Annotated in this window: 9 protein-coding genes; 5 read left to right on the forward strand and 4 right to left on the reverse strand. The window is 32.7% G+C overall.

Features of this window, described 5'->3' with window-relative positions:
* Position 1: 1 nt before the first annotated feature.
* Together OQ292_RS07240 and OQ292_RS07245 are read right to left on the reverse strand one after the other, a co-directional pair.
* Entirely contained in the window at positions 2–940 is a 939-nt protein-coding gene (locus OQ292_RS07240) for a sugar phosphate isomerase/epimerase family protein (RefSeq protein WP_284685384.1), read from the reverse strand.
* Positions 941–1,025: 85 nt separating this feature from the next.
* A complete protein-coding gene (locus OQ292_RS07245) occupies positions 1,026–2,621 on the reverse strand; it encodes an ATP-dependent DNA ligase (RefSeq protein WP_284685385.1) in 1,596 nt (531 codons plus the stop codon).
* Positions 2,622–2,745: 124 nt separating this feature from the next.
* On the opposite strand from OQ292_RS07245, the gene OQ292_RS07250 reads away from it, so the two are divergent.
* Positions 2,746–4,380, forward strand: coding sequence for a GAF domain-containing protein (locus tag OQ292_RS07250; RefSeq protein WP_284685386.1), 1,635 nt, complete (start codon positions 2,746–2,748; stop codon positions 4,378–4,380).
* Here OQ292_RS07250 and OQ292_RS07255 read toward each other — a convergent pair.
* Together OQ292_RS07255 and OQ292_RS07260 are read right to left on the reverse strand one after the other, a co-directional pair.
* A complete protein-coding gene (locus OQ292_RS07255; protein WP_284685387.1) occupies positions 4,370–5,734 on the reverse strand; it encodes a sensor histidine kinase in 1,365 nt (454 codons plus the stop codon). The two genes, OQ292_RS07250 and OQ292_RS07255, sit on opposite strands and share 11 nt — an antisense overlap.
* Before the next feature lie 584 nt (positions 5,735–6,318).
* A complete protein-coding gene (locus tag OQ292_RS07260; RefSeq protein ID WP_284685388.1) occupies positions 6,319–7,365 on the reverse strand; it encodes a prolipoprotein diacylglyceryl transferase family protein in 1,047 nt (348 codons plus the stop codon).
* A 168-nt stretch (positions 7,366–7,533) separates the two neighbouring features.
* Here OQ292_RS07260 and nuoK point away from each other — a divergent pair, with 168 nt between their 5' ends.
* The 4 genes from nuoK to OQ292_RS07280 all read left to right on the forward strand — a co-directional run bounded on the left by nuoK (position 7,534) and on the right by OQ292_RS07280 (position 13,197).
* Entirely contained in the window at positions 7,534–7,842 is a 309-nt protein-coding gene (gene nuoK / locus OQ292_RS07265; RefSeq protein ID WP_284685389.1) for an NADH-quinone oxidoreductase subunit NuoK, read from the forward strand.
* Positions 7,843–7,903: 61 nt separating this feature from the next.
* Positions 7,904–9,937 (forward strand): NADH-quinone oxidoreductase subunit L, encoded by a 2,034-nt coding sequence (gene nuoL / locus OQ292_RS07270; RefSeq protein WP_284685390.1) that lies wholly within the window; start codon positions 7,904–7,906, stop codon positions 9,935–9,937.
* A gap of 47 nt (positions 9,938–9,984) precedes the next feature.
* The gene (locus tag OQ292_RS07275; RefSeq protein ID WP_284685391.1) at positions 9,985–11,727 is read left to right on the forward strand and encodes a complex I subunit 4 family protein; all 1,743 of its coding nucleotides are present in this window, start codon (positions 9,985–9,987) and stop codon (positions 11,725–11,727) included.
* A 12-nt stretch (positions 11,728–11,739) separates the two neighbouring features.
* Entirely contained in the window at positions 11,740–13,197 is a 1,458-nt protein-coding gene (locus OQ292_RS07280) for an NADH-quinone oxidoreductase subunit N (protein WP_284685392.1), read from the forward strand.
* Positions 13,198–13,257: the final 60 nt, after the last annotated feature.

Below are 13,257 nucleotides of genomic sequence, written 5' to 3' on the forward strand. Positions count from 1 at the left end.
ATTATACAGGAGATGGATAGTAAGAATAAATTTCATCCATAAGCTGAGAGATTTTTTCTAATCTTTTTCTGTCTCCTCCTGGTATTTCTGCAGAACCCCAACCAGCATAACCAACTTCGTTTAAAGCAGTCATTACATTTTGCCAGTTGCAATCGCCTTCTAGCAATTCAGCTTTAAAGCCTTCCCAAACACCTTCTTCGTTAGCGAGCTTTCTGCTGTATTCTTTAATATCTACTTTAATAATTCTTTTACCTAAAATTCTGATCCACTGCTCTGGCCAACCATATCTCACAATATTTCCTACATCAAAATACCAGCCTATCATATCACTCTCAAACTCATCTATATATCTGGCAGCTTCTAATGGACTTAGTAAAAAGTTATTCCATACATTTTCGATTGCTATTTTAACACCTGTTTCTTCTGCAATTGGTAATATTTTTTTAATCTCTTCTTGCGAACGTGCATAAGCTTCATCATAAGAAACATTTTCACCCACTACACCTGGTACTAATAAAACTGTAGTACCTCCATATTTTTTACAGTCTTGTAAAGCGGTTTCCATGGAATCTACACATTTCTTTCTTACCGAAGGATCTGGGTCTGATAGAGGAGCTTTCCAGTGTACTGAGTTTACAACACCCGGAATTTCTAAACCAGTTTTATCTCTTGCATCTAAAATTTCTTTTTCTGATAATTCATTTGGACTATCTAATTCTACTCCATCAAATCCTAAATCTTTAAGTAATTTAAATTTATCTAGAACAGATAAATCTTCTTCTATCATCCCGAATTTTAAACTCTTCTTCATTCTGCCAGCATTCTCAGCATTTCCAACAGGAGCAGCACAAGAAGATAACATCCAAGAAGAAAGATAGCCAGCGGCAATAGCTTTGCCTGAATATTGCAGAAACTCCTTTCGATTAATTTTAGATTTCATTTGCTAAATGTTTATAAAGTCTCTTGCAATTTATGATTTTTAATTTTTTTGCAAAGATTCTTTATTAAGATATTCGCCAATCAACTTATGGAGTAGTATATTTATCTACCAAATCATTCAATGAAGCCAGTGTATCAGCTTGTTCGATGGTTTTATCTTTTCGCCATCTTAATATTCTAGGGAACCTTAATGCAACACCAGATTTGTGTCTATTTGATTGCCTGATACCTTCAAAACCTATTTCGAATACTAACTGAGGAGTTACTGTTCTTACAGGCCCAAACCTTTCTTGTATATTTCTTCTGATAAATGCATCTACTTGTTTTATTTCTGCATCTGTTAATCCTGAATATGCTTTGGCAAAAACAATTAATTCGTTTTCGTGCCAGACACCAAAAGTATAATCGGTATATAAACCAGCTCTTCTTCCATGACCTTTTTGTGCATAAATAAGTACACCATCTACAGAAAGGGGATCAATTTTCCATTTCCACCAATCGCCTCTTTTTCTACCAACATGATAAACAGAAGGCTTTCTCTTTAACATCAGCCCTTCTGCAAAATGCTCTCTGGATAAATTTCGGATTTCAGCTAGCTCTTTCCAGCTTTTAAACTTCACTAAAGGAGAAATCACAAATGACTGATGTTTTATTTCATTATTAAGTTCTTCTAAAATTCGTCTCCTTTCTTCGAATGAGATATTTCTTAAATCTTGGCTTTCCCACTCAAGAATATCGTATGCCATAAATGCAACTGGAGTCTTTTTCAATATGCTTTTGGTAATATTTTTTCTACCAATTCTAGTTTGCAATTCACCAAAGGACAGAGGAACTCCATTTTCGTAAGATAATATTTCTCCATCTAACACTGTCCCATCGGGAATATCTATATTAAAAGTTTCGAACTCAGGAAATTTATCTGTAACCAACTCTTCTCCCCTAGACCAAATAAAAAGTTGATTCTTTCGAACAATTATCTGCCCACGAATGCCATCCCATTTCCACTCTGCAAACCATTCATTTACATCACCTAAGTCTTCCACTTTGTCCGAAATAGGGTGAGCTAAACAAAATGGATACGGCCTTGAAATATCTTGATCAGGACTTTCCTCTATAATTAATTCATTAAAAGTAATCTCATCAGGATGCCAATTACCCATAATTCTATGTGCAATAACAGCTTTATCAACTCCTGTAGCTTCTGAAACAGCTCTTACAATTAAATTTTGAGACACTCCTATTCTAAATCCACCAGAGAGTAACTTAATTAATATAAACCTTTCTTGTGAATCTAACTCATCTAAAGCCTGAGTTACTTCCTGTTTTTGTCTTGATTCGTCTAAATTCCCTAAGCTTTTTAAGAAATTCACCCATTCTGTGAGTGTCTTATTTGATTTATGTTTAGGCTGAGGTAATACTAGTGAAATTGTTTCTGCTAAATCGCCTACAATTGTATATGACTCACTAAAAAGCCAATCTGGAATATTCGCAATTTCAGTAACCCAATTTCTTAAAAGTGATGTTTTTAACAGTCTTTTAGGTCTTTTGTGTGTAAAAAGAGCTAAAACCCAAAGCTTATCTTTATCAGGTGCATTCAAAAAATACTCCCTCAAAAGACTAATTTTTTTATTGGTTTTATTAGTCTGATCTATCTCAGAAAATAGTGTTGCAAACCTCCTCATAAAATCAATAATCAATGTTTAAACAGTTTGTTGGCAAACATTCAATATCTCACACATTAAAACACTTAACACTGCGTTTAACTAGGGAAATCTTCAATATGACTATATTAATAATAACATATCCATGAAATTAGAGCAGTTTAACAGCATCAAAAGCAAAATAATTTTAGGATTCCTAATCTTATTAGTATTGTTTTCTGCAAGTGCAATTTTCAATACTATAGTTATTTCCCGCTCAGAATCTGTTATTAAAGATCTTTATGACCAGAAAGACCCTTCATTAAATGTACTCAATGAGTTTAAGTTTTTAGTTACAAGATCAAGAGAACTTACTACAAACTGGGTTTATTTAATTAAAGATGAAGATGACAAAAGAGAATTAAAGACGATCAACAGAGAGGTTTACCCTGAGCTAAAAGTTAGATTAGAAAGGTTATCTACTAATTGGGATAGCGCTTCTAAAGATTCTTTAGATTTTGCCCTTCAGAAATATGAAGCTATTCAGGAAAAACAAAAAGAAATTATGGTTTCTTTAGCGGAGTTTGAATCTTATGATGACCCACTCATCATGTTCGAAGCTGAGGACAAACTAGAATTTCATGTATTGCCGATGTGTAATGCACTTGTTGCAGATTTAGATAAGATTATCGAGCAAAAAAATCAGGAGAAAGAAATAGCTAGAGATAACCTAATGGCTAATAATAGCTATATAATGATAAGTATCATTATCAGTGGTTTGGTGATTTTAATAGTTTCGATATTTACTTCATTATTAACTGCTAGCCGTGTTACTTCACCTGTTAGAAAAATTCAAGAAATTATAGAATTAGTTAGTAAAGGTGAATTGAGTCACAATATTCAAAGTAGCTCAAAAGACGAGATCGGTAAAATGACTGATGCCGTAAATAAACTGGTAACTGGCTTAAGAGAAACTTCTAGATTTGCTCAAGATATTGGTACAGGAAATTATTCATCTGAATTTACCCTTTTAGGTGAAAATGATGAATTAGGAAATGCCTTACTTTCGATGAGAGAAAACCTTAAAAAAGTAGCAGATGCTGATAGACATAGAAACTGGGCAAACGAAGGTTACGCTAAATTTGGAGAGATACTAAGAAGCACTACAGATTCTTTTGAAGTATTAGGACCAAATCTTATTGCCGAAATGGTAAGCTACCTAAATGCTAATCAGGGAGGAATATTCATTGTTAACGACTCAAATCTTGACAATAAACACTTAGAATTAATTGGCTGCTATGCTTGGGAAAAGAGAAAATACATGAAGAAAAAGATTCTTTGGGGTGAAGGCTTAGCAGGGCAAGTTTGGAGAGAAGGAGACACTGTATTTATCACAGATGTTCCTGATGATTACATAAAAATCACTTCCGGATTAGGTAAAGCAAATCCAAAGTCAATACTTATAGTACCATTGAAGTTTAATCAAGAGATACATGGTGTAATGGAAATTGCTTCATTCAATGTATTTAAAGATTATGAAATTGAATTTGTAGAGCGACTTTCTGAAAGTATTGCTTCAACCATCTCAAGTATACTTGTAAACAGAAAGACACGCTCATTGCTAGAAGAGTCTCAAATGCAATCAGAAGAGTTAAGGATGAAAGATGAAGAAATGAGACAAAATATGGAAGAAATGCAGGCAACACAAGAGCAAATTCAAAGAAAAGAACAAGAATTCTTAGAAAAAATAGCGTCTTTAGAGACTGCATTAGATGAATCGCAAAGTAATATTAAGCAGTAACCAACTTCTTGTTTTCTGTCATATTGTTTGCACTTACATTCTTAAAGGTGAAGGAAAATATACTTCCTTCACCTTTTTTGCTTTTCACAAGTAGAACTCCTCCTTGCTTCTCAACTAACTCTTTACATAACATTAAGCCTAAACCTGAACCCTTTTCATTTTGTGTTCCTGGTTTAGAAAAATGGCTATGTGGATTGAATAAATCTTCAATTTCTTGCTGATCCATGCCAATTCCTTCATCCTTAATGTGCACAAGAACTTCCTCATTCTCAATCTGCTCCGTGTATATGGTAATTCTTGAATGAGTTGGAGAGAATTTTATCGCGTTTGAAATTATATTTCTAATAATAATTTTAATCATTTCATTATCAGCAACCACTTTAATAGAAGTATCAACATCGTTGATAATCATAATATCTTTCTTATTGATTGCTGCTTCTAAAAAGCGAGAAGTCTGATTTACAATTTCATTGAGATTTACTAATGAAAAGTTTACTTGCAATCCATTCATTTGAGACATGGACCATCTCAACAAATTATCCATTGTATCTACGGTGTTAGCAATCTTTTCACTCAGGTCTGTAGTAATCTTATTCATTTGCTCTGGAGAAAGACTACCTATGCTCAAAAGGTCAAGCATTCCTTGTAAAGAACCTAACGGACTTCTTAAATCATGAGAAACAATACTTAATAATTTCCCTTTGAGTCTATTTAAATCTAAAAGCTCCTTTTTCTGTTCCTCAATTCTTCTTTGGAACTTCTCATTTATATCTTGTAATACAAATAAGAAAAGCGTGATAGTAATAAAAGCAATCGATATTGTTGCTCTAAACCATTCATACTTCCATGCATCATATTCCAAATGGCTTATTTGAATACCAAAAATGAAATGTAACTCATCGTAAAAAAGCACACAAACACTATTTATGATAAATGAACTCCACATTAATTTCCCATTTTCATAATTGAAAATTACATGAGGAAGCACAGCCATACATAAAATAAAAGCTCTTGGTGCAAGAGCTACCATCACATTTGCTTCATCAGTATTAAGCTTAGCTAAAATTGAAGCAGTAGTAATAAAAATAGTGGGTCCTATACATAATAGAACTCTTGAAGCATTGATATACCCTTTTCTATTGAGTAATGGAACTGATAGATAAGCAAGTATCGAAAAGCTTAAAAAAACAAAATGGCTTACTAAACCAAAAACCAGTGTTGAAAGTAAAAAAAACAAAAAAGGTATTATAAGAATAATAGCCAATTGATTAGCAAGAAATATTCTTTTATTTAAAGCCTCACTTTGGTTTTTATTTACGCCCCAGTTATTAATAATATTCAAATATTGTTTCATAGACCAATATTCCTGTAAAATGTTAATTATATATAATAGCGCATCAAAAACTAGACATATATTTAAATATAAAAGTTTGATTACACACCCTCTAGAGGGCTTCTAAAAGTAACTTTTATGTAATATTTATAGCAAAACAGTTAAGATTACATGCTATGTTATGTAAAAACTAAATGCTTCAAAAGCTCCTTCAACCTCCAATTTGTTAGGAATCAAGAATTGATATTCATTTAAGACGAGAGGTACTGATTTATTACTTGCGTAATATTATGACTAATTATTTAAGAAAAATAAAATTAAAATACTCCATTTTTAAAAAAACAAACATAGGAGCTAAAATGAACAATATTAATTTCAACGTACTTCCACTCAATATCAAAAAAACATTTATTCAGAATGCTAATCAAGTTTCGTCAAACGAAAACGAAGCATTTAGAATAGTATACTATAACTATAAAGAGGCTTTATTTGAGGTGTGTATAGATCTTGAATCTAATTCAGTAGAAGATATTAGATGTATTAATCAAGAGACACTTGATCATTCATTTAAAGAAATAATCCTTAAGTTTTAAGAGTAATTTAGTCTAAGAAGATTTAGAAACTGAAAGCTCAGGCAATTTGACTAGATAAAAAGCACTAGCTGAAAATAAAATTAGCGAAAGGCTATTTTCTGATACTACATCCCAAGAAAACTTATTAGCAAATAAAAAATTTAGTGTAGTTAACCCTAATAGTAATAACAATATACCTAAACCTGCTGCCATTCCTTTGGGTAATTTATTTCTGTAATAAATTAAAGCAGTAAAAACTATTAATATAAATAGAGCTTTATAAAGCATTGTTGGATGCCTTAAAATACCAATTGCTTTAACTTCTGCCTGTAATTTTTGATTTTCTACTTTATTAATCGAAAACTCAAGAGGTTTAACAGAATCAACTCGCACATGTTGGTTAAAGACTTCATAAAATACAATGCTCTTCTTAAAATCTTTATTTAAAAAGGTTTCAGCTTCTTGTTGATCTTTAAGTTCATCAATAAAATCGATATTTATACTTACAGGAACTTGCCCTACATCAGCTATATTTTCTATTTTTTTTATTTGAACTGTATCTATTTTATCAAAGACACCTGCTAAGATACTCTCAGCTTCATTAGTAAAAACCACTCCAAATTTGCTTTCGGTTTGTTTTCCCCAATTACCTGGTTCTAGAAATAAACTTGCCTGCTGAAAAGTTAAAAAAAGAAGTAATGAGAAAACAGCTGTATCCAGTAAATTTAATAATTGAGTTCTAGGAGATTTTTTTGTAAGAAAAATACAAAAAGCAAGTAGAAATAAAATTCCACCAGATAGAGAAAACTCAATTTCTGTTAAGTTATCTATATTACTACTACCTTTAAAAATAGTAGCACATATTTTTGCTCCAATAAGACTTATTAAAAGCCCTGCTCCAAAAAGAAGTTCAGATTTTTTCTTAGGAAAGCTCTCCTTAGATAAAGTTCTGTAAAATAGCTCAAATGCTAAGAACAATCCCAAACCAACTACCAAAACAGACCAATGCAAAGTAAAAAAACTACCTAGCTCAAGTATTCCAGGATCTGTCGACCAAACAAAAGAAATAAAATCTAACATGAGAAATTTATAATACTTCAAAAACTAAAAATCGCTAAATCTGTAAGACAACGAACTTTACCTGATTGAATTATTTATTCTCTCTTATGATAAATAAAGCGATACATTTTAAGGTGGGTCATTGAATTTCATTATCTTAGCCGGCTGAAAATTTTTATTGATGTAATCATGTTTTCACCTGTAGTTTTTCTGGCGGTAAGCCTGATTTTATTTTCGTGTGGAGTAACTGTCGTACTAATTAAAAAAAATGCCATCATTATATTAATTGGTATCGAGCTTATGTTGAATGCAGCAAATTTAAATCTGGTTGGATTTAACCAATTGTACCCCAAAACTCAACACGGACAGGTTTTTACCTTATTTGTAATAGTAGTTGCCGCAGCAGAAGCAGCAGTTGCTCTAGCAATTATTTTAAAGGTTTATCAATTTTATCAAACCGCCGAACCAGATGAAATTCACGAACTAGGAGATAAATAGGCAATCAATAATTAATTCGTATTTTCGCCAAGAATTTTGAGACAATATCCGATAAACACAATTGGAAGCAGTAGAAACTATACATGAACCACTTGGATTAACAGCTATTCTAATAGCAGCTTTTCCCCTCATTGCTTTTATTTTCCTTATGTTTTTCTCTAAAACAACAGGAAGAAAATTCTCTGGTTTGTTTTCTACTTTATTCACATTTATTTCTGCTTGCGTCTCATTATATATAGTAATTCAAATTTTTACTACTAATCAAAATATAGAGGTAGTTTTTCAATGGTTTGAAATAAAAGGACATTCTTATAATATAAGATTATTTATTGATCAAACAGCAGCATTAATGCTTGTCACTGTTTGTTTTGTATCTACACTTGTCCAGTTATTCTCACAAGAATACATGAAAGAAGATGAAGCTTATAGCAGGTATTTTGCTTTCTTAAGCTTATTTACCTTTTCTATGTTGGGTATTATTCTCACTTCCAACCTACTTATTATTTATATTTTCTGGGAGTTAGTTGGCCTATCATCGTATCTTCTTATTGGATTCTGGCATCAGAAAAAATCAGCCCAAAGAGCTTCTAAAAAAGCATTTTTATTAAATAGAATTGGAGATGCAGGCTTTTTATGTGGATTACTGTCTTTATTTGTATTATTCTCCACATCAGATTTACAATTAATTGCTCAAAGCTTTCAAACAGGAAATATTTCTGCTGAGCATAGTACAATTCTATTTATAGCCGGATTCGGAATTTTTTGTGGCGCAGTTGGTAAATCAGCACAATTGCCTCTTTCTTCTTGGTTGCCAGATGCAATGGAAGGTCCTACCCCAGTCTCTGCATTAATCCATGCAGCAACAATGGTAGCAGCAGGTGTTTATATGCTCTTCCGCACTTCGTTTTTATTCACACCTGAAGTTAATTTAATTATAGCTTTTACTGGTATTATTACAGCGTTCGCTGCTGCATTTACTGCTTTAACACAAACTGATATAAAAAAAGTACTGGCATTTTCTACTATCTCTCAACTAGGATACATGGTAAGTGCCATTGGAGTTGGAGCAACCGAAAGTGCTATGTTCCACCTATTCACTCATGCTTTTTTTAAAGCAGGTTTATTCTTAGCTGCCGGAGCAGTAATTCACGCATTACATCATGCTGCACATGCTAGCCATCAAGATTTTGATGCCCAAGATATGAATCTAATGGGTGGACTTTACAAGAAATTACCTTTTACTGCCATTACATTCACATTGTGTGGCTTTGCACTGGCTGGCATTCCACTATTTTCAGGGTTTCTTTCTAAAGATGCCATACTGACAGGTATGCTCCATTTCTCTCTTCAAAAACAGAACTCTTTACTTTTTATCATTCCTTTTTTAGGATTTCTTACTGCAGTAATTACCTCATTCTATACTGGCAGACAATTAATTAAAGTATTTGGAGGTAAAGATGGATGGAAAGGAAATACTCAAGTTTGGAAACACATACAAGAAAACACTTTCAAAATCAAACTACCTCTTGCTCTATTAGCAGGTATGTCTTTGTTTTTGATATTCACCTTAAATCCTTTTAATGCAGAAAGCAGTTGGCTCATGCATATTTTAGGGGCAATGCATTCAGAAAGTGAAAATCATTTATTGGTAGTGGCTATCTCAACAATTCTCTCTCTAAGTGGTATTGGAGTAGCATGGCTCGTGTATCAAAAAGAAAGCATCAATATTTCCAGACTGTTTTCAACCGAAAATGTATTCTATAAGTTATCATATAATTTTTGGTATCTAGACAAGCTTTTTGATCCGGAATTGAAAAATATTTTGATAAAAACTGCAAGTACACTAGCCTATTTTGATAAAAAATGGATTGATAAAACTATTGACAATTTCGCTATTACTCAGGTAGTCATCGCACATGTAATTGCCTGGATAGATAGAATAATTATTGACGGTTTTGTTAAAACACTGGTTTGGCTTACTGGAAAAACAGGAAACTTTAGCAGAAAGATACAAGGAGGAAAAGTGCAATCTTATATTTCGGCAGCATTGGTTACTACTTTGCTCATTGCGCTATTCTTCATTTTTAAATTTTAAGGATTCATTCTTAATAAAATTAGTAATAACTCAATATATATAAATTAATGAGTGAAAATATACTTACCATACTCATTTTTTCACCGCTGGTAGCACTTGTAATGGTGCTTTTGTTACCAAGCAATTTAAAAAAAGCTTATCCTTGGATAAGTCTGGTAGTAACTGGAATTCAATTACTAATTGCTTGTAGTATTATATTACAAGGTGGTGATATTATACAAACAGGAGTCAACGTTGAAAATCAATTTCAACTTATTGAAAAACACCCTTGGCTCCAAATATCGATGGGAGCATTTGGTAACTTTTCGATAAATTATTTTGTAGGAATGGATGGCTTAAACAGCAGTATGATGCTGTTATCCTCTATTATACTATTTATTGCAGCCATTTCGGCATTCGAAATAAAAACCAAAACCAAAGGTTTTCATGCACTTTTCTTATTACTAAACACCAGTATTAACGGTTGCTTCTTAGCATTAGACTTCTTCCTGTTTTATCTCTTTTTTGAGTTTATGCTGCTTCCAATGTATTTCTTAATTGGCATTTGGGGTGGAGTGAGAAGAGAATACGCTTCAATTAAGTTTTTCATCTACACACTAGCTGGCTCAGTTTTAATTTTAATTGTAATGATCGGCTTATACACTTCTGTAATTGATCCTACAGCAACTGCCGTTAAAACTGGACTAGCTCAAAACATACAAGAAGTAACTGATTCGCAGAGAATACAAGTACAAGAGATGTTGTTAAATGGCACACTTTCATCAGAAGATTATGTAAGAACTTTTGATATGATCTCCATGATGGATGCTAAAAACTACATACCTAATAGTGTATTTTTTAAAGGCAATCTAAATTCTTTTTTTGGAGAAAATGCCAGACTTATCGCTTTCTTATTATTAGTTATAGGTTTAGCCATAAAACTTCCTGCAGTGCCTGTTCACACTTGGCTTCCCGATGCTCACGTTGAAGCTCCAACATGTATATCAGTAGTATTGGCAGGTATATTATTAAAAATTGGTGGATATGGTATTCTAAGAATTCCGTACAGTATTTTCCCTGAAGGAGCAATTCATTTTGCTTGGTGGCTCGGGCTCGGTGGCGTAATAGCAATTGTTTATGCGGCTTTTGTTGCACTTGGTACTCATAACTTAAAAAAGATGATTGCCTATTCCTCTATCTCACATATGGGCTTTGTATTATTAGGCATTGCCTCACTTACTGCAGAGGGAGTAAATGGAGCTATTTATCAAATGTTTAGCCATGGCATTATCTCAGGGATGCTATTTCTCGTAGCCGGAGTTTTGTACTACAGAACAAAAGACCTTGAAATTGAACATTACAAAGGAATAAGTAGCAAAATGCCTATTTATTCTGCATTGGTAACTATTGCATTTTTTGCTTCATTAGGCTTACCGGGCTTTTCTGGCTTTATTGCAGAACTATTTGTATTCTTAGGAGCATTCCAATCGCATGAAGTAAACAACCTTTTACCTGCATGGATGGCCATTACAGCAACACTGGGATTAATTTTAGGTGCTGCTTATTACTTATGGACTTTGCAAAGAATGTTTCTTGGTAATTTTTGGAGCCGAAATGAAAGTAAAATCTTTTCTGATGTAACTAGTCGAGAATTAGCAATGCTTATTCCACTTGCTGTAATCAGTTTAATACTTGGTATATTCCCCAAATTACTCCTCGATTTGTTTGAACCAAGTGTAGCTTACTTTGTCGATTTTATACAAGAAACTGGAAAACAGAACCTAGAAATCATTTTTCAGGCAAACAATTGATCTGAAGTAAAGATGAAGGAACAAGTCAACGATATTTTACTTAGTGCAGGAAAACTAATACCTGAATTATGGCTGCTAACACTGGCAACTGTTGTATTGCTTTTCAGTATCTTTAGTCAAGATAAAAAACAATTTTTTAATACTGTATTATCTATTGTTGGATTAATTATCCACTTATACTTACTCTATATACAACCTAAAGAAACTGGCAAACTAATTTTAGGAAACCTAGAAATGTATTCACAGACTGTTTTTTTTAAGTTTGTATTTACTTTTTCAGCAATATTTTCAATCTCTCTCAGCTTTTTTGGTAAAAGGAATAACAATATAAGAAGTGGAGAATACCTGAGCTTACTATTATTTTTATTACTCGGACTTCACTTTATGAGTATGGCAGCCAACTTTTTAATGCTCTACCTCTCTATAGAAATCGTTTCTTTTAGTTCTTATATGCTTACATACTTTAATTATGACAAGCGAAGTGTTGAAGGAAGTATGAAGTATTTGCTTTTTGGCGCATTTTCTACAGCATTTATGCTCTATGGAATTTCTCTAATTTATGCTTTTACCAATAGCTTACAATTTGAAACAATCGGAAGTATTACTCAACTTGCAGGAACTGAAATTGGATTATTAGCTTGTGGTCTATTATTTATAGGCTTACTATTTAAGCTTGCTGCATTTCCTTTTCAAGGCTGGGCACCAGATGTATATGAAGCTGCACCAACACCATTTGTGGCATTCCTTTCAATTGCTCCTAAAGCTGGTGCAATATTTATTTTTTGTGTGTTATGGGAAAAATCTGGACTTGCTGTTTCTAACGAAAGTATTCTAAACTATTTGGTTGCTGCAGTTGCCATGCTTAGTATCTTATTTGGTAACCTTTCTGCTGTGTGGCAAACTAGTAGTAAAAGGCTGCTAGCTTATTCTTCCATTGCGCATACAGGTTTCATACTCATTCCTATTTTTGGCATTTCTAATGGAAGCATGGCAAGCCTACAATTTTATGTTTCTATCTTCCTATTCATGAACTTTGCCGCATTTAGCTGGGTATATTTTCTTGAACAAAAATTTGGATCAGATCAGATATCTTTAATGAAAGGAAGTGCCAAAGCACAAATATTCCCTGCTATTTTGATATTGATTACGATGATCTCTTTGACAGGTCTACCAATTACAGCAGGTTTTACAGCAAAGTTGCTCATTTTTTCTACTCTGTGGGAACAAGTACAGTCTGGCAATTCTTTAATGATTACACTCTTCACTGTAGGTATTTTTAATGTGCTTATCGCATTATATTATTACTTAAAAATGCCCTACTTTTCATTTTTTAAAACTCCACCAATTACATCAGTACCATTTTTATTGAATAAAAAACAACAATTATTCTTATCAGTCATGGTATTTCCACTCGTATTATTCTTTTTTAAACCAGACTGGTTATTGGCAGTTATCGATTATTTGAATTAATTCTAAAAAAAATCTCTGCTTTACTTACATAAACTCAAGCTTTTTCGTTGATATCCTGAT

This window comes from Chondrinema litorale (assembly GCF_026250525.1).
Lineage (GTDB): Bacteria > Bacteroidota > Bacteroidia > Cytophagales > Flammeovirgaceae > Chondrinema > Chondrinema litorale.

What these genes read in the sequence shown, in the direction of transcription:
- OQ292_RS07240 (WP_284685384.1), bottom strand. Translation starts at nt 940, where the DNA reads ATGAAATCTAAAATTAATCGAAAGGAGTTTCTGCAATATTCAGGCAAA.
- OQ292_RS07245 (WP_284685385.1), bottom strand. Translation starts at nt 2,621, where the DNA reads ATGAGGAGGTTTGCAACACTATTTTCTGAGATAGATCAGACTAATAAA.
- OQ292_RS07250 (WP_284685386.1), top strand. Translation starts at nt 2,746, where the DNA reads ATGAAATTAGAGCAGTTTAACAGCATCAAAAGCAAAATAATTTTAGGA.
- OQ292_RS07255 (WP_284685387.1), bottom strand. Translation starts at nt 5,734, where the DNA reads ATGAAACAATATTTGAATATTATTAATAACTGGGGCGTAAATAAAAAC.
- OQ292_RS07260 (WP_284685388.1), bottom strand. Translation starts at nt 7,365, where the DNA reads ATGTTAGATTTTATTTCTTTTGTTTGGTCGACAGATCCTGGAATACTT.
- nuoK (WP_284685389.1), top strand. Translation starts at nt 7,534, where the DNA reads ATGTTTTCACCTGTAGTTTTTCTGGCGGTAAGCCTGATTTTATTTTCG.
- OQ292_RS07275 (WP_284685391.1), top strand. Translation starts at nt 9,985, where the DNA reads ATGAGTGAAAATATACTTACCATACTCATTTTTTCACCGCTGGTAGCA.
- OQ292_RS07280 (WP_284685392.1), top strand. Translation starts at nt 11,740, where the DNA reads ATGAAGGAACAAGTCAACGATATTTTACTTAGTGCAGGAAAACTAATA.